Source organism: Amycolatopsis arida, from assembly GCF_900115565.1.
Taxonomy (GTDB): Bacteria; Actinomycetota; Actinomycetes; order Mycobacteriales; family Pseudonocardiaceae; genus Yuhushiella; species Yuhushiella arida.
Map to the genome: position 1 here is coordinate 300,619 of NZ_FOWW01000002.1, position 19,945 is coordinate 320,563.

A 19,945-nucleotide genomic window follows, 5' to 3' on the forward strand; every position below is an offset into this window, starting at 1 on the left:
TTTGAGCGTCGAACTCGGGGGCGGCGAAGGTAGAGCTCCGGGGGTCAGCGGAAGGCTCGGCTGAGGGGGATGCGCAGGGCCGCCTCGGTGCCGCCCTGCCGCCGCACGGTGTCCACTGTATCCTGCTCGCCGCCCTGTCCGCTTGGGACGGTGGGGGAGGGCGCGATGCCGCGCAGCGACAGGGATCCGCGCAGTTCGGACTCCACGAGAGTACGCACGATCTGCAACCCCAGCCCCTCGGCGCGTTCCAGCGAGAACCCCGACGGCAGCCCGCGGCCGTTGTCCCGGATCAGCACGTCCATCCGCCGTGCGGAGCGCTCCACGACGATCTCCACCTTGCCGGGCCGGCTGTCCGGAAAGGCGTGCCCGAGCGCGTTCTGCACCAGCTCGGTGATCACCATCACCAGCGGCGTCGCGATCTCGGCAGACACCACACCGAACGACCCGGTCCGCCGCAGCGACACCTGCGACTCCGCGGTGGCCACCTCGCCGACCATCGGCAGTACGTTGTCCAGCAGCTTGTCCAGGTCGACCCGCTCGTCCACCGACATCGACAGCGCCTCGTGCACCAGCGCGATCGACGCGACCCGCCGCACCGACTCCTCCAGCGCCTGCCGGGCCTCGGGGCTGGACGTGCGGCGGGACTGCAGCCGGAGCAGCGCGGCCACGGTCTGCAGGTTGTTCTTCACCCGGTGGTGGATCTCCCGGATGGTGGCGTCCTTCGACAGCAGCGCCCGGTCCCGCCGCTTGACCTCGGTGACGTCGCGGACGAGCACCAGCGCGCCGGCCGGCTGCCCCGCGGGCCGCAACGGCAACGCGCGGAACAGCACCACCGCGCCGCGCCGGCTGTCCACCTCGATCCGGTTGGTCGGCTTGCCGGCCAGCGCGTCGAGGATCCGGTGGGACACCTCGGTGGCGTCGAACGGGTCCCGGACCAGCGACCGGGTCAGTGGCGCCAGCCGGACCCCGACGAGGTCGGACTCGTGCCCCATCCGGTGGTAGGCCGACTGCCCGTTGGGGCTGGCGAACACCACCGATCCGGCCGAGTCGAGCCGGATGAGGCCGTCCCCCACCCGTGGGCTGGTGTGCACGTCCGTGGTGGTGCCGGTGCCGGGGAACGTGCCGTCGGCCACCATCTGGCAGAGATCGGCGGCGCTGCCCAGGTAGGCGATCTCCAGCGGACTGGGCACCCGCGGCGCGGCCAGGTTGGTCTCCCGGCTCAGCACGGCGATGACCTGGTCGCGGAAGGCGACCGGAATGGCCTCCCGCCGCATCGGCAGGTCCAGGTACCAGTGCGGGTCCTCCTCCCGGCAGATCCGGACCTCGCGGATCGCCCTGGCGAGCTGCGGGTGGTCCTCGGTGGTGAACCGGGTCCCGACGACGTCCTCGGGGTGCGCGGTGGGCGCCGTGGTCGGCCGGGCCTGCGCGACGCAGACGAAGTCGCCCTCGCCGTCGGCGGCACTGTCGACCGGCACCCAGAGCAGGAAGTCCGCGAACGACAGGTCGGCGAGCAGCTGCCACTCCGCCACCACCAGCTGCAGGTGGTCGGCCGCCTCACCGGAGAGACCGGTGTGCTCGGCGAGCAGCTCAGCGAGTGTGGACACCTCGGACTCCATCCCCTCCCGGCACCGCGCGTGCCGGCGCCCATGACACACTAGGACGGTAGCCCGAGCGCCGTCCCGGTCCGCGGGCGGTGCGCCACGGGCGCCGCCGTGCTCCGGGCCGTGTGCGCACCGGCCACCGGTCGACCGGACGACCCGAACCCGAGGAGTGAGAGATGTCGAAGCGAGCCCGCAAGCGTCGCGACCGCAAGAAGCGCGGCGCCAACCACGGCAAGAAGCCCAACGCCTGAGCCAGGCTCGGCAGCTCGCGAGGACCCCGGTACCGCCACGGCGCCGGGGTCCTTTCGCGTGGTGCTAGTCCGTGCGCTGCTCGATGCTGATCTCGGTGCGCTCGACGGTCAGGTCGCGGCGCTGCTCGACCGTCTTGCGGATGGTGGCACGCAGCCGGCGCCTCAGGTCTTCCGGCGCGTGCTCCCCGCCACACTTGCGGGCCAGCAGCTGCTTGATCTGCTCGTCGATGCCGTACTGCTCCAGGCACGGTGGGCAGCGCTCGAGGTGCCGACGAAGCTCGGCCTCGTGGTCCGGACTGCACTCCTTGTCCAGCAGCAGGTAGATCTCGGCCAGCGCCTCGTCACAGTTCACCTTGTCGGAGTCCCCGCAGCCGCTCATCGCCCAGCCACCTCCTGTTGGGCCGAACGGACGAAGCCACGGTCACGGGCCACGTCGGCGAGCAACGTGCGGAGCTGGCCCCGCCCGCGGTGCAGGCGGGACATGACAGTGCCGATCGGCGTGTCCATGATCTCGGCGATTTCCTTGTAGGCGAAGCCTTCGACGTCGGCGAGGTACACCGCCAGCCGGAAGTCCTCGGGCAGCTGCTGCAACGCGGCCTTGACGTCGGAGTCCGGCAGCTTGTCCATCGCCTCCACCTCGGCCGAGCGCAGGCCGGTCGAGGTGTGGCTCTCCGCCTTCGCGAGCTGCCAGTCGGTGATCTCCTCGGTCGGCTGCTGCACGGGCTGGCGCTGCCGCTTCCGGTAGCTGTTGATGTAGGTGTTGGTGAGGATCCGGTACAGCCACGCCTTGAGGTTGGTGCCCGCCCTGAACGAGGAGAACGCGGCGTAGGCCTTCAGGTACGTCTCCTGCACCAGGTCCTCGGCATCGGCCGGGTTGCGGGTCATCCGCAGGGCGGCCGAGTACAGCTGGTCCAGCAGGGGCATCGCGTCCCGTTCGAAGCGCTCGGCGCGTTCCTCGGCGGTCTCGTCCGTGGTCTCCGCGGGATCCTGCGTGCTCGGCAAACCGTTCCCTTCCCGATCGCGGGTGTCGGCGCCCGGCGTGCCCACGCGGCGGGGCGCGCGCGTGGTCGGGTGCGCATACGACAGTTCCGAGGATACGCCCCCCGATGCAGACCGCGCGTCGCCGCGGTCGGGACGGAGCTCGGTGGGTTCGAGGGTGGCCAGCACGTGGCGTTCCAACGCGTGACCTCGGCCGGGAATTCCCGCGCGCCGCCGCGCGGGGCCGTCCTAGGATTCGGCCCATGGCAGGCAAGGGCACGCCAGCGACGGCACTGCTGGCGAAGCGGAAGGTGGCGCACACGCTGCACGCCTACGAGCACGACCCGCGGCACGAGTCCTACGGGACGGAGGCCGCCGAGGCGCTCGGCCTCGATCCGGACCGGGTGTTCAAGACGCTGGTGGCCGAAGTGGACGGCCGGCTCACCGTGGGTGTGGTGCCGATCACCGCGCAGCTGGATCTCAAGGCGCTCGCCGCCGCGGTGGGTGGCAAGAAGGCCAGGCTGGCCGACCCGGCCGCCGCGCAGCGCGCCACCGGCTACGTCGTGGGCGGCATCTCCCCGCTCGGCCAGAAGTCCCGCCTGCCGGTGGTGGTGCACTCCTCGGCGACACGGTTCCCCACGGTGTACTGCTCGGCCGGTCGGCGCGGGCTGGAGGTCGAGCTGGCCCCCGCCGACCTGGTCGCGCTGTCCGGCGCCACCGTGGCCGACATCGCCGCCCGAGTTCCCGCCAGGGAGTGAGCGAGCTCCGACCGCAAAGGGGGGACGGCCGCCGCCCGGTCGGCGAGGGTCGGGCGGAACGCCGCGGCGGGCTGGCACACCGCCGGCGACACCGGTGCGCCGTCGGGTGGCTACAGCAGCGGGCGCAGCACCCGGGGCAGCCACTCCGCGACCGCGCGGTGCACGGCGTCGAGGTCGGCCTCGAGGCTGTGGTCGCCCGGCACCACGACGACCTCGTGGTGCCGGCCCGCCGCCGGCCGGCCGAACGGGTCGCGGTCGCCCTGGACGACGAGGGTGGGCACCTCCACGGCGTCCAGCTCCGGTTGCCGCGACCGGTCCGGCCGGCCCGGCGGATGCACCGGGAAGGCCAGGCAGAGCACGGCGACGGCCTGGCCGGGCGCGGCCGTGCGGCAGGCCACCCTGGCACCGGAGGAGCGCCCGGCGAACACCAGCGGGAGGTCGGCGAACCACCGCCCGCCCAGCTCCTCGGCCACGGTCAGCCACGCCTCGTCGAGCTGCTTGGCCGGTGCCGGTGCCCGCCGGCCGGCCACCCGGTACGGCTGCTCGACCAGCGCCACGTGCACCCCGGCGGCCTGCGCGGCCCTCGTCGCGGCGACCAGGTCGGGGGCGGCGAGCCCGCCGCCGGCGCCGTGCCCGAGCAGCAGCGCGGCGGAGCCCTCCTCGGCGCAGTGCAGCTCGGCCCGGGCCGGGCCGTACGCGGTGTCGATCGTCGCGCGGGTCATCGCCCCGGCACGTCGAACAGGGTGTCCTCGGCGGGGGCCCCGTCGAGCGCGACCGGCTCCGGCTCGACCCGCTCGAGCAGCTCCGGCCCGTTGTTGCGCACGTTGTTCACCTTGGTCGACACCGGGCGCAGCTCGAGCGCGTCCACCACGTCGAGTGGCGGCGGCGCGAGCAGGTCGGTGGCGTCGGCGTTGTCCGGGTCGAGCCACGCGTCCCAGCGGTCCCGGGGCAGCAGCAGCGGCATCCGGTCGTGGATGTCGGCGAGCTGGCCGACGGCGTCGGTGGTGAGCACCGAGAAGGTGACGAGCGGCTCGGTGTCCTGGTCGTCGCTCTTCGGGTCCCGCCAGCTCTCCCAGATTCCGGCGAACGCCAGCGAGGAGCCGTCCCGGCGGGTCGTGTAGAACGGCTCCTTCGGCGCCTTCTTCTCCCCGGTCGCCCGCCACTCGTACCAGCCGTCGGCGGGAACCAGGCAGCGGCGGCGGGCCAGCGCCTTGCGGAACGCCGGCTTCTCCGTCGCCGTCTCCGCCCTGGTGTTGATCATCCGGTTGCCGATGGCCGGATCCTTGGCCCAGAACGGCACCAATCCCCAGCGCATCACCCGCAGGCTGCGCACGGCCGGCTCCTCCTCGAGGACCTTCCCCTCGGCGTCCCGCGGGTGCCGCTGTACCACGGTGACCGCGTTCCTGGTCGGCGCCTTGTTGTAGTCAGGGGTGCCGGCTTGCCCCTCGGTGGCGTCGACCGCGTCGAACTCCGCGGCGAGCTTGGCGGGGTCCTTGGTCGCGGCGTAGCGACCGCACATCGCAGTCCTCCTTCTGGGCGTCCTTCCCTCACCTTATGCAGGTGACCGACAGCCGGCAGCCCGCCACGCCCCGAGCCGCGGGACGGGACCGCACGGCAGGAGTCGCGCGACCGGCACCGGTGGGATGGGGGATCATCGGTGCTGTCCGCCGAACACCATGGCAACGCAGAACGGCAGGGAGGCGAGCACGGTTTGGCCCGCAGGGACTGGCGCAGCCTCGACGAGTCCGACGTCAGGGTCCGCCCCGGCAGGGGGTCGCGGCCCCGCAGCAAACGCCGTCCCGCGCACGCCGACGCCCGGCCCGCCATGGTCGTCGGCGTGGACAGGGGCCGCTGGACCTGCGCGCTGGACTCCGACCCGGAGCGGCTGGTCGTCGCCATGCGGGCGCGCGAGCTGGGCCGGACGCCGGTGGTGGTCGGCGACGTGGTGGGCCTGGTCGGCGACGTCAGCGGCCAGCCGGACACCCTGGCCAGGATCGTGCGGGTGGAGGACCGGTCGAGCGTGCTGCGCCGCACCGCCGACGACACCGACCCCTTCGAGCGGGTGGCCGTCGCCAACGCCGAGCAGCTGCTCATCGTCACCGCGCTGGCCGACCCGCCGCCGCGCACCGGGTTCGTCGACCGCTGCCTGGTGGCCTGCTACACCGGTGGGTTGGAGCCGGTGCTGTGCCTGACGAAGGCCGACCTCGCCAGCCCGGACGAGTTGCTCGCCCAGTACGCCGACCTGGACGTGCCCTGGGTGGTCACCCGCTACGACCAGGACTCCCCCGAGCTCGCCGAGCGGCTGCGCGGCCGGGTGTCCGCGCTGGTCGGCCACTCCGGTGTCGGCAAGTCGACACTGGTGAACCGGCTGGTGCCGGACGCCGGGCTGCGCACCGCCGAGGTGAGCGCGGTCGGCAAGGGGCGGCACACCTCGGTCAGCGCGGTCGCCCTGCCACTGCCCGGCGGCGGCTGGGTGGTCGACACCCCGGGGATTCGGTCGTTCGGGCTCGCGCACGTCACGCCGGACGACATCGTGGCGGCGTTCCCCGAGTTCGCCGCGCCGGCGGAGGAGTGCCCGCCGGGCTGCGGGCACCTCGGCCCGCCGGAGGACCCGGACTGCGTGCTCGACGACGTGGTGGCCGCCGGGCAGGCCCGGCCGAGCCGGTTGGAGTCGCTGCGCCGACTGCTGGCGTCGCGGGCGGGCGTGGATGCCGAAACCGGGGACCCGACGTGAGAACCTGCGGTAGATTTCGGCGACGAACACCTTCGTGTGGAGAGGTCGCACGACGAGAGGAAAGCAGGTTCGCATGCGTAGGACGGCCCTGACGGCCGCCGGTGTCGCGCTGGTCATCGCGCTCGCCGGATGTGGTGGCAAGGACGGTGGCTCGGCCACCCCGATCGACAACCCGGCGCAGGGCGGCGGCGCGACGATGTTCGCCTCGATCCAGGAGCTGGCCCAGGCGGCGACGGCCCAGACCCAGAAGAGCCAGTCGGCGAGGTTCACCTTCGAGATGGACATGGCCGGCCAGAAGGCGTCCGGCTCCGGCCAGGGCCGGTTCGTGGGGGAGAACCCGGCGATGTCCATGACGATGGGCATGGGCGGGCAGTCGATGGAGGTGCGGCTCGTCGACAATGCCCTGTACATGAAGATGCCGGAGGGCTCGGCCCCCGAAGGCATGAAGCCGTGGATCAAGACCTCCCTCGACGGCGACGACCCGATGTCGCAGAGCGTTCGCCAGTCGCTCGGGCAGAACGACCCGGCCAAGACGTTGGACATGATCCAGGAGGCCGGCGGCAAGATCGTCAAGAGCGAGCAGGCCCAGCTCGACGGGCAGCCGACCACGCACTACGTGATCGAGGTCGACGCCGTGAAGATGATGGAGAAGCAGGGCCAGGCCAACCCCATGCTCGACTCCGCGGAGGGCCGTCAGGCGATGGAGCAGATCGGCACCATCCCGATGGAGCTCTGGCTGAACGGCGACCAGCTGCCGGTGCAGGTGGTCATGGACATGTCGAAGATGATGGAGGCCGCGGGCCAGGCGGGGCAGACCGGCAAGATGACCATGAAGTACACCGACTGGGGCGCACCGGTGACCATCGAGGCGCCGCCGGCCGACCAGGTGACCGAGCGCTGAAGCAGCCCTCGCTCCGACTGACCCACCTCGACGGCGCTCCCGGACTCACCGGGAGCGCCGTCGTCGCGTCTGGTGGTGTAACGCCGGGCGCGGTGGAGCGAACAACATGCCGAACGGCGGTGTCGAAACTTCTCGCGGTGGCGCCGGTCACTCATCCAGGCCCTCTCGCAAGGAGTCACCATGCGCTCACGTCCCCGGCTCGCCGGTGCCCTGGTCACCGCGGCCGCCGTGCTCGCCCTCACCGCCTGCGGCAGCGAGCCCACCCCATCGGCACCGCCGGCCAGTCCGTCGCCGACCAGCGAGACACCGAAACCACTGACCGATTTCGCCGAGCTGAACCGGCTCACCCACGAGCGGTTCATGAACTCGGGCACCGGCAGGCTCGCCATGACCCTGGACGCGCCGGGCATGCGCGGCACCACGATGAACGGTGTGTACCGGGTCGACGGCGACGAGCTGTCGTTCGACATGGAAATGGTCGTCCAGGGCTCGGACCTCCGGTTCGTCACGCTGCCCGGTGAGTCCTACCTCCGGCTGCCGGAAGGGCAGGCCCCCGACCCGAGCACGCCCTGGATGAAGGTCGACCCCGACTCCACGGACGAGGACATGCGGGACATGGCCGAGATGCTCGCGGGCATGCGGGAGCAGGTCGCCGAGTTGGACACCGCGTTCGGCGACGCCGGCCGGATCACCGGCAGCGAGGTGACCGAGCTGGACGGCCGGCCGGCCGTCAGGTACGACTTCGTCGTCGATCTGGCCACGTACGCCGCGAGCGCCCCGAAGAGCGAGAAGGAGACGATGGAGGAGCTGGTCAAGGACGGCGCCACCGAGCTGCGCGGCACGATGTGGACGACGCCGGACCACCTGCCGCTGCAGTTGGAGACCGAGGGTGTCGGCGGCTCCTCGTCGATGAAGTCCTCGGAGAAGCACACCGGGCACGGCGAGCCGGTGACCATCGAGGCACCGCCCGCCGACCAGCTCATGGCCAGCTGAGCCGGCCGGCCCCGGCACGCCCTCCGCGGCGTGCCGGGGCCGACGCCCGCCTCAACCCATGTCTCAGCCCATGTCTCAGCCCACGTCTCAGCCCATGTGGGGGTAGCGGATGTCGGTCGGCGCGTCGAAGGTCTCCTTGATCGACCGCGGGCTCGTCCAGCGGAGCAGGTTGAACATCGACCCCGCCTTGTCGTTGGTGCCCGAGGCCCGGGAGCCGCCGAACGGCTGCTGCCCGACGACCGAACCGGTCGGCTTGTCGTTGAGGTAGAAGTTGCCGGCGGTGAACCGCAGCGCCCGGTGCGCCCGCTCGATCGCCCGCCGGTCGTCGGCGAACACCGCGCCGGTCAGCGCGTAGGGCGCCGAGCTGTCCACGACCTCCAGGATCCGCTCGTGGTCGGCGTCCGGGTACACGTGCACCGCCATGATCGGACCGAAGTACTCGGTGCGGAACATGGTGTGGCCGGGGTCGTCGGACAGCAGCACCGTCGGCTCCACGAACCAGCCGACGCTGTCGTCGCAGTGCCCGCCGACGAGCACGCTCAGCGCCGGGTCACCGTCCACGCCGGACAGCGCGTCGCGGTGCTTGGCGAACGCCCTCGCGTTGATCACCGCGCCGCCGAACAGCGAGAAGTCGGAGATGTCGCCGTACTTCACGGAACGGGTGACGTCGGCGAGCCGCTCGCGCAGGCCGCCGTCCCACAGCGACCGCGGCAGGTAGGCTCGCGAGACCGCCGAGCACTTCTGCCCCTGGTACTCGAACGCGCCGCGGACCAGCGCGGTGACCAGCTTGTCCGGGTTCGCCGAGGGGTGCGCCACCACGAAGTCCTTGCCGCCGGTCTCCCCCACGATCCGCGGGTAGCCGCCGTAGGTGTCCAGGTGCTCGGTGATCGTGCGCCACAGCAGCTTGAACGTGGTGGTGGACCCGGTGAAGTGCAACCCGCCGAACCCGCTGTCGGCCAGCGCGACCCTGCTCACCGCGTGCCCGTCGCCGGTGACCATGTTGATCACGCCCGGCGGCAGCCCGGCCTCCTCCAGCACCTGCATCGTGTAGTGCGCGGCGAGCTGCTGGCTGGGCGTGGGCTTCCACACCACGGTGTTGCCCATCAGCGCCGGCGCGGTGGGCAGGTTGCCGGCGATCGCGGTGAAGTTGAACGGGGTGATCGCCACGACGAACCCGTCCAGCGGCCGGTACTCCATCCGGTTCCAGGCTCCCGGCACCGAGTTCGGCTGCTCGGCGAGGATTCGCCGGGCGTAGTGCGCGTTGAACCGCAGGAAGTCGATCAGCTCGCAGGCGGCGTCGATCTCCGCCTGCTGCACCGACTTGGACTGGCCGAGCATGGTGGCCGCGTTCAGGGTGTCCCGGTACGGCCCGGAGATCAGCTCCGCCGCGCGCAGGAAGACCGCGGCGCGCTCGTCGAAGGGCAGCTCGCGCCACCCGGGCGCGGCCTGCTTGGCGGCCGCGACCGCGTCGGCGACGTCCTCGTCGGTCGCCTGGGCCGACACGCCGAGCACGTGCGCGTGGTCGTGCGGTTGCACCACGTCGAAGGTCTCCCCGCCGGCGAACCGGCGGCGGCCGCCGATGGTCTGCGGCAGCTCGTGCTTCTCCGCCGCGAGCTCGGCCAGCCGGCGCTGCAGCGACTCGCGCTCGGTGGTTCCGGTCGCGTAGCTGTGCACCGGCTCGTTGACCGGGGTGGGCACGGACGTGACGGCATCCATGTCTGCATCGCCTCCTCGGGCCTGCCTCGTGGGCTGGTGTCCGCCCCCCATCCTGACACTCGGCGCGCGGAACTACATCAGGTCGAGCAGGAACGGCAGCTCCTGGGTGGCGTACCAGGCGAGCTGGTGGTCCTCGGTCTCGCCGATGGCGAACTCGGCATCCGGGTCGCCGAGGTCGGCCGCGTCCACCACGTCCGCGGCGGCCCGCACCGCCGGCTCGGCCTCCGCGGTGTCGACGTGCACCGCCACGATGTCGGCCAGCGACACCGGGCCGGACACCCGGACGGCGGCGCTGTCCAGGTCCGGACGCAGCGTGGCGGCGGAGTCCCCGACGTCGGCGGACACCACCACCCGCCGGGCCGGCTCGGCGCCGTCCTCGGCGGCGATCAGCCGCAGCGACGCGCGGGCGGCCTCGAGCAGCGCGGCGTACTCCAGCTCCTCGGTGTCACCGCTGGTGTAGGACTCCCGCAGAGCGGGGGTCAGCGCGAAGCCGGTGCCGTTGACCGGCGTGAACACCTCGTCGGCGACGAGCTGGCGCAACGTGCCGACGGTGGCCGGCAGATAGACCCTCACGAGCTCTTCCTTTCCGCTGGCGGGTCGGGTTCACCAGGCGGCACGGACCTCGCCCAGCTCCGCCAGCGACTCCGCGATCATGCCGGCGAGCACGTCCACGTCGGAGACCGCTTTCCGGTCACCGTTGAGTCCGAAGTAGACGCCGCCGGCGTACGAGGTGACGCCGATGGCCAGCGCCTGGTTGCGCACCAGCGGCATCACCGGGAACATCTCGATCATCCGCGCCGAGCCGGCGTACAGCGGCCGCTGCGGGCCCGGCGAGTTGGTGACCAGCAGGTTGAAGATCCGCCCGGACAGCGAGCCGGCCGTCCTGGCGCCCAGCGAGTGCAGCGTGGCCGGGGCGAAGCCGCCGACTCGCAACAGCGCGCGGGCGCCGACCGAGCGGCCCGACGCGACGTGCTCGGCCATGGCGTGGCCGACGTGTTGCAGCCGGAGCACCGGGTCGGGCTCGCCGACCGGGAGATCCACCAGGTGGGCGATCACCTCGTTGCCGATCAGCGCGGCCGGGGAGAACTCGGCGAGCTCGGCGTCCCGGACGGCCAGCGGGACCAGCGCGCGGACGGTGCCGTCGGCGGTGAGCTCCATCCCGCGGGAGAGCAGCCACTCGCGCAGCGCGCCGGTGACGGCGGTGAGCACGACGTCGTTCACCGTGCCGCCGTGCCGGGCGCGGATCCGCCGGTAGTCCTCTAACCGGGTGCGGACCACCGCGAAGACCCGGCCACCGGAGACGGGCACGTTGAGCGGGCCGCTGGGCGCGGGCCGGACCATGGTCCGCAGCGCGGACGCGAGGTCGCCGACCGTGCCGGCCACCTTCCCTGCCGTGGCCGCGGCGTCCTGCGCGGCGGCGCGGACGTTCTCCACCAGCTCACCCGGGCGCTGCACCGCCTCGGTGACCGCGTCGAGCACGAGCTGCGCCCTGCTCGGCCGGTGCCGCGGCGTCCAGGTGTCCTCGAAGGGCACGCGCTCCTGCGGCTGGGCGTCCAGGATGAGCTGGCCGAGCTCGATGGTGCCGATGCCGTCCACCACCGACTGGTGGGTCTTGGTCACCAGCGCCACCCTGTCGCCGGCGAGCCCCTCGACGAAGTAGGCCTCCCACAGCGGTCGCTCCTTGTCCAGCGGGCGCGACATCAGGCGGGCGACCAGGTCGAACAGCTGGCGGTCGGTGCCGGGCGCGGGCAGCGCCGAGCGGCGGACGTGGTAGTTCAGGTCGAAGTCCACATCGTCCGCCCAGACCGGGCGGGCCAGGTGGCCGGGTACCGGCAGCACCCGCTGCCGGTACCGGGGCAGGTACGACAGCCGCTGGCCTACCAGGGCGAGGAAGTCCTCGTAGCCGAAGCCTTCCCGCGGCCGCTCGAAGACGGCGACACCGCCGACGTGCATCGGTGTCGCCGCGTCTTCCATGTACAGGAACGACGCATCCAGCGCGGAGAGGCGGTCGAACATGCTCCGATCCTGACACAGGTGCCAGACTTGCCGCCGTGGGTGATCGTAGCGAGGTGTCGCCGAAGGACCGGTTCCTCACCGTCTACGGCCGCAAGCCGGTGCTCGAGGCACTGGTCGACCCCGGGCTGACGGTGGACAAGGTGGTGCTGGCCGACACGGCGCGCGGCCCGGCGGTCGCGGAGATCCAGCGCGCGGCCCGCGCGGCGGGGGTGCCGGTGCGGCGGGCCAGCGCGCATCGGGTGAAGGTGCTCGCCGGCAACGGCAAGCAGGACCAGGGAGTGCTCGCCGACGTGGTGGCGCCGCGGATGCGCCCGCTGGCCGCCGCGCTGTCGGCGGCCCGGCCGCCGGCGCGGGTGCTCGTGCTCGACGGCATCACCACGCCGGCGAACGTCGGGATGATCCTGCGCACCGCGACCGCGGCCGGCGTGCCGGGGGTGGTGGTGCCTCGGCGTGGGGTGGCGGCGCTCGACCCGCTCGTGGTGAAGGCGTCGGCCGGGGTGGCGTTCCGGACGCCGGTGCTGCGCTGCGGGACGGCGCTCGAGGCGGCGGAGCGGCTGGTGGCGGCCGGTTACGCGCTGTTCGGGCTGGGTGCGGCCGAGGGGACGTCGGTGTTCACCGCCGAGTTGCCCCGGCGGGCGGCGTTCGTGCTCGGCGGGGAGAGCGTCGGGGTCGGCCCGGAGGTGCGCGAGCTGGTCGCCGGGTGGTTGACGATTCCGATGCCGGGGGAGGTCGAGTCGCTGAACGTCTCCGCGGCGGCGGCCGTGCTGTGCTTCGAGCTGGTCCGCCGGGGCGGTTGAGGGCACGCCGGCGTGCCGGGCAGGGGGTCCCTCGCCGGCGCAGCCGGGCCTCCGGGTGCCGAGGTGAGACCGTGTCCCCGATGCTCGGGTGGTCGTGGGCCTCGGCCGCCGGCTGGTGTCCTCGGATCAGCCGGAGGTCCGGGGGTGACCCGGGTCGCGGCTCGGAGCGCGGGTGTGCCGGTGGCCCGGTCGCGACGGGCCGATTTCACCGGCGGTGGTGCAGCGCGACCGACGCCGGTGGCACCCGACCTCTCCTTCCCGCGGGGGACGGCCGCAGGAGCCGTTCGGAGGGGAGTCGAGGATGAGCGGGCAGCGGGCGCCGGAGACGGTGCGACGGTGGGACGGATGCGACCCGCGGCGGCAGGGCCGGGACACGGTAAGCGTCGCCGGTCACAGCCGCCGGGGGCAGGGGGCCGCGACGCGGGCGGCAGGGCCCGGCACGGACGTACCCGACGCGGGGCTGGCGGCCGCGGTGGCCGCACCGGGACGGGCACGGACCGACCCCGCCGCATCGAGTCGGACGGCGCCGCCGCCCGGAACGGCGGGCAGGGCCACGATGCCGAGCCAGCGCGGCGGACCGGGTCAGCCGACACCAGCGGACTGGTCCGCGGCACCGGGCCGGCCGGGGACACCGGACCGGCCAGCGCTGGCGAGCCGGGCGGCCACGCGGGGCCACGCGACGCCACCGGACCGGACGGCGCCACCAGACCGAACCGCGGCACCAGGCCGCGCGACGGCATCGAAGCGATCCGCGCTGCGGGGCGGCGCGGCGGCGCGGGAGGACCGCGCTCACCACACGCCGAGCCGCCAGCGAGTGGGGGCGGTGCTGGCGCTGATCCTCGAGGTGTACGGGGGCAGCCGGCCGGTGGAGCAGCTGCGTCCGCTGCTGGCGAACACGCTGTACCTCCGCCTCGCGGCGCGAGCGCGCACGGGCACGGTGCGCTACACACTGCGGTCCCTGCACCTGACCCGCCCGGCACCGGGGAGCCTGGAGGTGTGCGGCCGGATCTCCGCGGCGGGCAGGGCGCTCGCGCTGGCCACCCGCTTCGAGGCCACGGGAGACCGGGGCTGGCGCTGCACCTGGTTCGGCCTGGTGGAGTCCCGACCACCGCGTCGGTTCCGCCCCTGACGGTGCCGTGGCGGGGACGGCTGCCGGGTCGAGTCCCATGGAACGGCACGAACGCCACCGCGGCCCCTGTGCGCCATGACGGACCGGGCGGAGAGCGTCGGCGCTGTGCAGGTCACCCTGCCCCCTGCCGCGGCCACGGCGAGGCCGTGGTGGGGGCGCCGGACGCATGAAGCGGCCCGCATGGCCGACCGTACGTGCTCGGAGCCGGTGCGCGCCGCTGACGGCGGCGCGCCGGCGACGAGCACGTCGGCGGTCCCGCTGCCGAGGCCGGCCCGGCTCACGCCAGCGGCGCACCTTCTCGGGCACACCACCAGCGAGAACGACCGCAGCACACCACCGCCACCGCCGAGGCCGGCTCGGCTCGCGCTAGCGGCGGGTCTTCTTGTTCTTCTTGGCCTGTGCGCGCGCGGCCGCGCGACGCTCCCGGCGGGTGCCGCCACCGGACCCGGCACCGTCCCCGGTGGCCTCGGCGGCGCCGCCGCGCTGCGCGACACCGCCGCCCTCCGCGGGACCCGAGTAGGTCAGCCCCCGCTGCGGGCCGTCCTGGCCGAGGCCCTTGCCGCGCAGCGCCGTGGGCACCGCCTCGCCGTCACCGCCCTCCCGGGCGGCCGGCGACGGCGACGGCACGGGCTGCGGCGGCGTGGGCCGCGCGTGCCGCCCGTTGCCGGTTTCCACGGGCACGGCCGTCGGCGCGGCGGCGGCCGGTGCGGCCGCCGGCTCCTCCCGCTCCACCTGCAGGTTGAACAGGAACCCGACCGCTTCCTCCTTGAGCGACTCCAACATGGCGTTGAACATGTCGAAGCCCTCCCGCTGGTACTCGACCAGCGGGTCGCGCTGCGCCATCGCGCGCAGCCCGATGCCCTCCTTGAGGTAGTCCATCTCGTAGAGGTGCTCGCGCCACTTGCGGTCCAGCACCGACAGCACGACCTGCCGCTCCAGCTGCCGCATGGCGCCCTCGCCGACCTTGCCGTCGATCTCCGCCTCGCGCTGGTCGTAGGCCCGCTGCGCGTCCTCCACCAGCGCTTCCTTGAGGCGCTCGGCGTCGAGGTCCTCGTCGCCCTCGACCAGGTCCTCCCACTCGATCCCCACCGGGTACAGCGTCTTCAACGCCGTCCACAGCTTCTCGTGGTCCCAGTCCTCGGCGTAGCCCTCGGCCGTCGCACCGTCCACATAGGCCACGACGACGTCACGCAGCATGTGCTCGATCTGCTCGCGCAGGTCCTCGCCCTCGAGCACACGGCGGCGCTCGGTGTAGATCACCTTGCGCTGGAGGTTCATCACCTCGTCGTACTTGAGGACGTTCTTGCGAATCTCCATGTTCTGCTGCTCGACCTGCGTCTGCGCGCTCTTGATCGCGCGCGAGACCATCTTGTGCTCGATCGGCACATCGTCCGGCAGCCGCATGGTGGTCATGACCCGCTCGACCAGCGCCGCGTTGAACCGGCGCATCAGGTCGTCGCCGAGGGACAGGTAGAACCGCGACTCACCGGGGTCACCCTGCCGGCCGGACCGGCCGCGCAGCTGGTTGTCGATCCGCCGGGACTCGTGCCGCTCGGTGCCGAGCACGTACAGCCCGCCGGCTTCCTTGACCTCCTCGGCCTCGGCCTTGACCTCGGCCTTGACCTCCTCGAGCACCCGTGGCCACGCCGCCTCGTACTCGGCCGAGTTCTCCACCGGGTCCAGCCCGCGCTCGCGCAGCACCTCGTCGGCGATGATGTCCGGGTTGCCGCCGAGCACGATGTCGGTACCGCGACCGGCCATGTTGGTGGCCACCGTGACGGCGCCCTTCCGGCCCGCCTTGGCGATGATCAACGCCTCCCGGTGGTGGTGCTTGGCGTTGAGCACCTCGTGCGGGACGCCGCGCTTCAGCAGCAGCTTCGACAGGTACTCCGACTTCTCCACGCTCGTGGTGCCGACCAGCACCGGCTGGCCCTTCTCGTGCCGTTCGGCGATGTCCTCGGCGACCGCCTCGAACTTGGCCGGCTCGGTCTTGTAGATCAGGTCCGGCTGGTCGGTGCGGATCATCGGCATGTTCGTCGGGATCGGCACCACACCCAGCTTGTAGGTCTGGTGGAACTCGGCCGCCTCGGTCTCGGCGGTACCGGTCATCCCCGAGAGCTTGTCGTAGAGCCGGAAGAAGTTCTGCAGCGTGATCGTGGCCAGCGTCTGGTTCTCGGCCTTGATCTCGACGCCTTCCTTGGCCTCGATCGCCTGGTGCATGCCCTCGTTGAACCGGCGACCGGCCAGGATGCGGCCGGTGAACTCGTCGACGATCAGCACCTCGCCGTTGCGGACGATGTACTCCTTGTCCTTCTTGTAGAGCTCCTTGGCCTTGAGCGCGTTGTTCAGGTACCCGACCAGCGGGGTGTTCGCCGCCTCGTAGAGGTTGTCGATGCCGAGTTGGTCCTCGACGAGCTCCACGCCCTTCTCGGTGACGCCGACGGCGCGCTTGCGCTCGTCCACCTCGTAGTGCACGTCCCGCTTCATCAGCGGCGCCATCCGGGCGAACTCGGTGTACCAGCGGGACGACTGGTCGGCTGGACCGGAGATGATCAGCGGCGTCCTGGCCTCGTCGATGAGGATCGAGTCGACCTCGTCCACGATCGCGTAGTTGTGCCCGCGCTGCACACAGTCGGCCAGACTCCACGCCATGTTGTCGCGCAGGTAGTCGAAGCCGAACTCGTTGTTCGTGCCGTAGGTGATGTCGGCGTTGTAGGCCTCCCGACGCGCGTCCGGCGGCATGTCGGCCAGGATGACCCCGACCTCGATGCCGAGGAAGCGGTGGATGCGGCCCATCCACTCTGCGTCACGCCTGGCCAGGTAGTCGTTGGTGGTGACGAGGTGCACGCCCTTGCCGGACAGCGCGTTGAGGTAGGCCGGCAGCACGCTGGTGAGCGTCTTGCCCTCACCGGTCTTCATCTCGGCGACCTGGCCGAGGTGCAACGCCGCGCCGCCCATCAGCTGCACGTCGAAGTGCCGTTGGCCGAGCACTCGCCAGGCGGCCTCCCTGCCCACGGCGAACGCCTCGGGCAGCAGGTCGTCAAGGGACTCCCCGTCGGCGTGCCGCTTGCGGAACTCGTCGGTCTTGGCCCGCAGCTCGGCGTCCGAAAGGTCCTTGACGTCGTCTTCGAGGGTGTTGATGTGGTCGGCGATGCCGCGCAGCCGCTTCACCATCTTGCCCTCGCCCGCGCGGAGCAGGCGGTTCAAAACCATCCGGTCGACCTCACTGTGTCTCTAGTCCGACTCCGGTCCACGCTACGCTCCCCCACCGGTTGCGGGGGAGGACGTAGGCGGACGGGCAGCATGCCGCGCACTGGTCCTGCGACACACGTTGCCACCATCGTAGGGAACCCGCCCGCTCCCGTGCACGCACCGTAGGTAGTGCGCATGGCAGCGGCCCGCACGCCAGCGCGTGCGGGCCGCCACGGTCGGGGTATCAGCCGAGCCTGATCACGCCGTAGTCGAAGCCTTTCCTCCGGTACACCACGCTCGGCCGGCCGGCCTCGGCGTCGTTGTACAGGTAGAAGTCGTGTCCGACCAGCTCCATCTCGTAGAGAGCCTGGTCGATGGTCATGGGTTCCGCGGAATGTTGCTTCTCGCGAACGATGCGGCCGGGTTGGTGGTCGGTCACACCGTCGTCCCAGCGCTGCCCCGGCAGCTCGATGTCCCCTGCCGTCAGCTCGTCCACGGGCGGCTCCGCGCGTGGAGCGTCCAGCACGGCCGTGCCCGAGGCGGGGGCGCGACCGTTGGCCGTGGACCCGCCGGCGGCCATCGCGGCGGCACCGGGGACGGAGGTCGCCTCGGCGACCGATTCGGGGCAGCGTCGCCCGTAGTGCACCCGCCGCCGGTCGTGCATCCGGCGAAGGCGGTTCTCCAGCTTGTTCACCGCGGCGTCGAGCGCGGCGTAGAAGTCGCCGGCGGAGGCCTCCGCCCGCACGACCGGGCCCTTGCCCTTGCCGGTGATCTCGACCCGCTGGCAGCTCTTCGACTGGCGGCGGTTGGGCTCGTGGAACAGCTCCACGTCGTACCGGATCACCTTCCGGTCGTAGCGCTCCAGCCGGGACAGCTTGTCGCTGACGTGCTCCCGGTAGTGATCGGGCACCTCGACGTTGCGACCCTTGACAACGATGTCCATACACGACCTCCCTCGCGAAATGTCTGCGAGACGTTTGTTCACTGGGACGCCGGTGAAAGCGGGGACCTTGGCGCCGGTTTCCGCGGATTCGGCGGTGAACCGGGGCCCGGACACAGGCGATGAGTGACCCGGCGCCGCGACACGACGTCTCGTGCGCGCCGACCGGGCGCGACCTCAGCGCTCCTCCGGCGTCAGGGACATCGGCTTCTCACCTCCCTGCCAACCGGGACAGCTGATAGCGGAGCACGTTAGCCCGCTCCTGCCAGGAAATACAGCCCCCGAGGCGGGGGATGTCAAGCGGTAAACCGCGGTCACGGAACGCAGTGTCCGATTCGTGACCATTCGGTCGACGTGGACCGATCGGAGCAATCCGCGGGCGAGAGCTTCACGCGGATGGAGCATTCGGCGATCGGGAAGCAACCGGTCGGTGAGAGCCGCGCTCCGGAGATCCGCCACCCCGGTGGGGTGGTCTGCCGTTCGGGGCAACGCCACGGGCGATCTCATGTCGGGTCAACGGACGGGCGCGACCGAATGGTTCCCGGCCCAGGACCACTCGGACGAGTGATGAAGTGGGTGCGGCAGTCACCCGCCCACGGTCAGCACGAACACCGCGGTGTCGGCGGACGACCGACCTGCCGGGCACGGACCGCGTGAGCACGGTGGACGTGCGAGAGCAATCGCGGCGACCGCGGGCGAGAACGTCATCCGGCCACGGTCAGCGTGAGCACCGCGGTGACCGTCAGCCCGCCGGTGGCGAGCGCCTGCCGGCACGCGGTCACCGTCGCGCCGGTGGTGAGCACGTCGTCCAGCAGGACCACCGGCGTGCCCGGGGGCGGCAGCCGGGTGGGGATCAGGCGCACCCGCCCGGCGAGGTTGGCCGCGCGTTGCCGGTGGTCGAGGCCCACCGCGTCGCGCACGCCGGGGGCCAGCCGCAGGCCGGCCGCGACCCGCGCCGCCGGCAGCCGGCGGGCGGCCGCGACGGCCAGCGCGCGCACGTGCGACCCGCCGCGCATCCGCGCCGCCGAGCGGCGGGAGGGCGCCGGGACCAGCCACCACACCCCGGCGGTGTCCGGTCGCGCACCGGGGAGGTACGGGAGGGCGGCGGCGAGCGCGGCCCCCAGCGGCGCGGCGAGGTCCCGGCGGCCACGCTCCTTGTGCGCGAGCACCAGCCGCCGGGCCACCCCGCGGTACCGGGCCAGTGCGTACGCCGGGGGCCGCGGGCCGAGGGCGCTCCTGGCCACGGGCAGCACCGACGTCCACACCGCGGCGCATCCGGCGCAGCAGGCCGCGCCGGGGGCGCCGCAGCCGGCGCAGGTCGCCGGCAGCACGAGGTCCAGCACCGCCCGGCCGACCGCGGGTAGGCGCAGCGAATGGGACATGCCGGCCAGTGTGGCGCCCGGGTCGGACAGTTCCGCCGCCTCGCACCCGGCGATCCCACCGACCCGGGCTCGGCGGCTCCGTCGGTGGCGTGGTGGTCGATCGGACGCCGGCCCGGAGCGGTGGCCGGGGCACACATCGGACGCCGGCCCGGAGCGGTCGCCGGGGCACACATCGCACGGTTCCGCCAACTCGCACCCGACGATCCCACCGACCACCGACGGTGAGAGAGCGTCGATCGAACCGCCGGCCGCGACGGCGGCCCGGCCGCGCATCGGCCGCCGACACCGCCCGACGACGAGCCGCCGGCACCTCACCACGACGAGCCGGCGAACCCTGCCCAGCGACAGGCGCCGACCACGGCTGGCAGCGAGCCACGAACGGGCGAAAACCGACCCGAGAGAACCATTGGCTGCGCCCGAACCCCCGAAGTTGTCCACAACTTCGCGCGACGCCCCTCCACCGCCCTGACCAGCGGTAGAATGGACGTGGGGCCGGCCCCCGGGTTCAGGGTGGGGGATGCTTACTGGGGGTTGGGGCTTCGTCGACGGCCTTCGAT

At 72.6% G+C, this 19,945-nt stretch carries 18 protein-coding genes; 7 read left to right on the top strand and 11 right to left on the bottom strand.

Annotation, left to right across the window (positions count from 1 at the left end; genetic code table 11):
* Positions 1–44: 44 nt before the first annotated feature.
* A complete protein-coding gene (locus BM051_RS06275; RefSeq protein WP_092529622.1) occupies positions 45–1,604 on the bottom strand; it encodes a sensor histidine kinase in 1,560 nt (519 codons plus the stop codon).
* A gap of 173 nt (positions 1,605–1,777) precedes the next feature.
* Here BM051_RS06275 and BM051_RS30620 point away from each other — a divergent pair, with 173 nt between their 5' ends.
* Positions 1,778–1,852 carry a 50S ribosomal protein bL37 gene (locus tag BM051_RS30620; RefSeq protein ID WP_424923231.1) on the top strand — a complete coding sequence of 25 codons (75 nt, stop codon included), beginning with the start codon at positions 1,778–1,780 and terminating at the stop codon, positions 1,850–1,852.
* A 64-nt stretch (positions 1,853–1,916) separates the two neighbouring features.
* Here the strand turns inward: BM051_RS30620 and rsrA are convergent, their stop codons facing one another.
* Complete coding sequence (rsrA, locus tag BM051_RS06280; protein WP_092529060.1) at positions 1,917–2,231, bottom strand: mycothiol system anti-sigma-R factor; 315 nt, start codon at positions 2,229–2,231, stop codon at positions 1,917–1,919.
* Positions 2,228–2,854 (bottom strand): sigma-70 family RNA polymerase sigma factor, encoded by a 627-nt coding sequence (locus BM051_RS06285; RefSeq protein ID WP_092529623.1) that lies wholly within the window; start codon positions 2,852–2,854, stop codon positions 2,228–2,230. The genes rsrA and BM051_RS06285 overlap by 4 nt, the downstream gene beginning before the upstream one ends.
* Before the next feature lie 239 nt (positions 2,855–3,093).
* On the opposite strand from BM051_RS06285, the gene ybaK reads away from it, so the two are divergent.
* Complete coding sequence (ybaK, locus tag BM051_RS06290; protein WP_092529062.1) at positions 3,094–3,588, top strand: Cys-tRNA(Pro) deacylase; 495 nt, start codon at positions 3,094–3,096, stop codon at positions 3,586–3,588.
* Between the two features lie 110 nt (positions 3,589–3,698).
* Here ybaK and BM051_RS06295 read toward each other — a convergent pair whose 3' ends face one another.
* Together BM051_RS06295 and BM051_RS06300 are read right to left on the bottom strand one after the other, a co-directional pair.
* Positions 3,699–4,310, bottom strand: coding sequence for an alpha/beta hydrolase family protein (locus BM051_RS06295; protein ID WP_092529064.1), 612 nt, complete (start codon positions 4,308–4,310; stop codon positions 3,699–3,701).
* Positions 4,307–5,107 (bottom strand): SOS response-associated peptidase, encoded by an 801-nt coding sequence (locus tag BM051_RS06300; RefSeq protein ID WP_092529066.1) that lies wholly within the window; start codon positions 5,105–5,107, stop codon positions 4,307–4,309. The genes BM051_RS06295 and BM051_RS06300 overlap by 4 nt, the downstream gene beginning before the upstream one ends.
* A 192-nt stretch (positions 5,108–5,299) precedes the next feature.
* Here BM051_RS06300 and rsgA point away from each other — a divergent pair, with 192 nt between their 5' ends.
* The 3 genes from rsgA (at position 5,300) to BM051_RS06315 (ending at position 8,216) form a co-directional block, all read left to right on the top strand.
* Positions 5,300–6,322, top strand: coding sequence for a ribosome small subunit-dependent GTPase A (rsgA, locus tag BM051_RS06305; RefSeq protein ID WP_092529068.1), 1,023 nt, complete (start codon positions 5,300–5,302; stop codon positions 6,320–6,322).
* A 73-nt stretch (positions 6,323–6,395) separates the two neighbouring features.
* A complete protein-coding gene (locus BM051_RS06310; protein ID WP_092529070.1) occupies positions 6,396–7,223 on the top strand; it encodes an SCO4651 family lipoprotein in 828 nt (275 codons plus the stop codon).
* 180 nt (positions 7,224–7,403) lie between these two features.
* The gene (locus tag BM051_RS06315) at positions 7,404–8,216 is read left to right on the top strand and encodes an SCO4651 family lipoprotein (RefSeq protein ID WP_092529072.1); all 813 of its coding nucleotides are present in this window, start codon (positions 7,404–7,406) and stop codon (positions 8,214–8,216) included.
* Positions 8,217–8,303: 87 nt separating this feature from the next.
* On the opposite strand, the gene pruA is transcribed toward BM051_RS06315, so the two are convergent.
* From pruA to BM051_RS06330, 3 genes are all read right to left on the bottom strand, one after another.
* On the bottom strand, positions 8,304–9,932 hold the full coding sequence (gene pruA, locus BM051_RS06320; protein ID WP_092529074.1) for an L-glutamate gamma-semialdehyde dehydrogenase: 1,629 nt from the start codon (positions 9,930–9,932) through the stop codon (positions 8,304–8,306).
* A 72-nt stretch (positions 9,933–10,004) separates the two neighbouring features.
* Complete coding sequence (locus tag BM051_RS06325) at positions 10,005–10,505, bottom strand: DUF6912 family protein (RefSeq protein WP_092529076.1); 501 nt, start codon at positions 10,503–10,505, stop codon at positions 10,005–10,007.
* Positions 10,506–10,535: 30 nt separating this feature from the next.
* Entirely contained in the window at positions 10,536–11,948 is a 1,413-nt protein-coding gene (locus BM051_RS06330) for a WS/DGAT/MGAT family O-acyltransferase (protein WP_092529078.1), read from the bottom strand.
* A 35-nt stretch (positions 11,949–11,983) separates the two neighbouring features.
* On the opposite strand from BM051_RS06330, the gene BM051_RS06335 reads away from it, so the two are divergent.
* Both BM051_RS06335 and BM051_RS30310 read left to right on the top strand, forming a co-directional pair.
* Entirely contained in the window at positions 11,984–12,745 is a 762-nt protein-coding gene (locus BM051_RS06335) for a TrmH family RNA methyltransferase (RefSeq protein WP_092529080.1), read from the top strand.
* Between the two features lie 556 nt (positions 12,746–13,301).
* Entirely contained in the window at positions 13,302–13,874 is a 573-nt protein-coding gene (locus BM051_RS30310; protein ID WP_279587021.1) for an Rv3235 family protein, read from the top strand.
* Between the two features lie 366 nt (positions 13,875–14,240).
* Here BM051_RS30310 and secA read toward each other — a convergent pair whose 3' ends face one another.
* The 3 genes from secA to BM051_RS06355 all read right to left on the bottom strand — a co-directional run bounded on the left by secA (position 14,241) and on the right by BM051_RS06355 (position 19,388).
* Positions 14,241–17,087, bottom strand: a complete 2,847-nt coding sequence (gene secA, locus BM051_RS06345) for a preprotein translocase subunit SecA (RefSeq protein WP_092529085.1) — start codon at positions 17,085–17,087, stop codon at positions 14,241–14,243.
* 223 nt (positions 17,088–17,310) lie between these two features.
* Entirely contained in the window at positions 17,311–18,009 is a 699-nt protein-coding gene (gene hpf, locus BM051_RS06350) for a ribosome hibernation-promoting factor, HPF/YfiA family (protein WP_092529087.1), read from the bottom strand.
* A gap of 701 nt (positions 18,010–18,710) precedes the next feature.
* Positions 18,711–19,388 carry a ComF family protein gene (locus tag BM051_RS06355; RefSeq protein WP_092529624.1) on the bottom strand — a complete coding sequence of 226 codons (678 nt, stop codon included), beginning with the start codon at positions 19,386–19,388 and terminating at the stop codon, positions 18,711–18,713.
* Positions 19,389–19,945 lie beyond the last annotated feature (557 nt).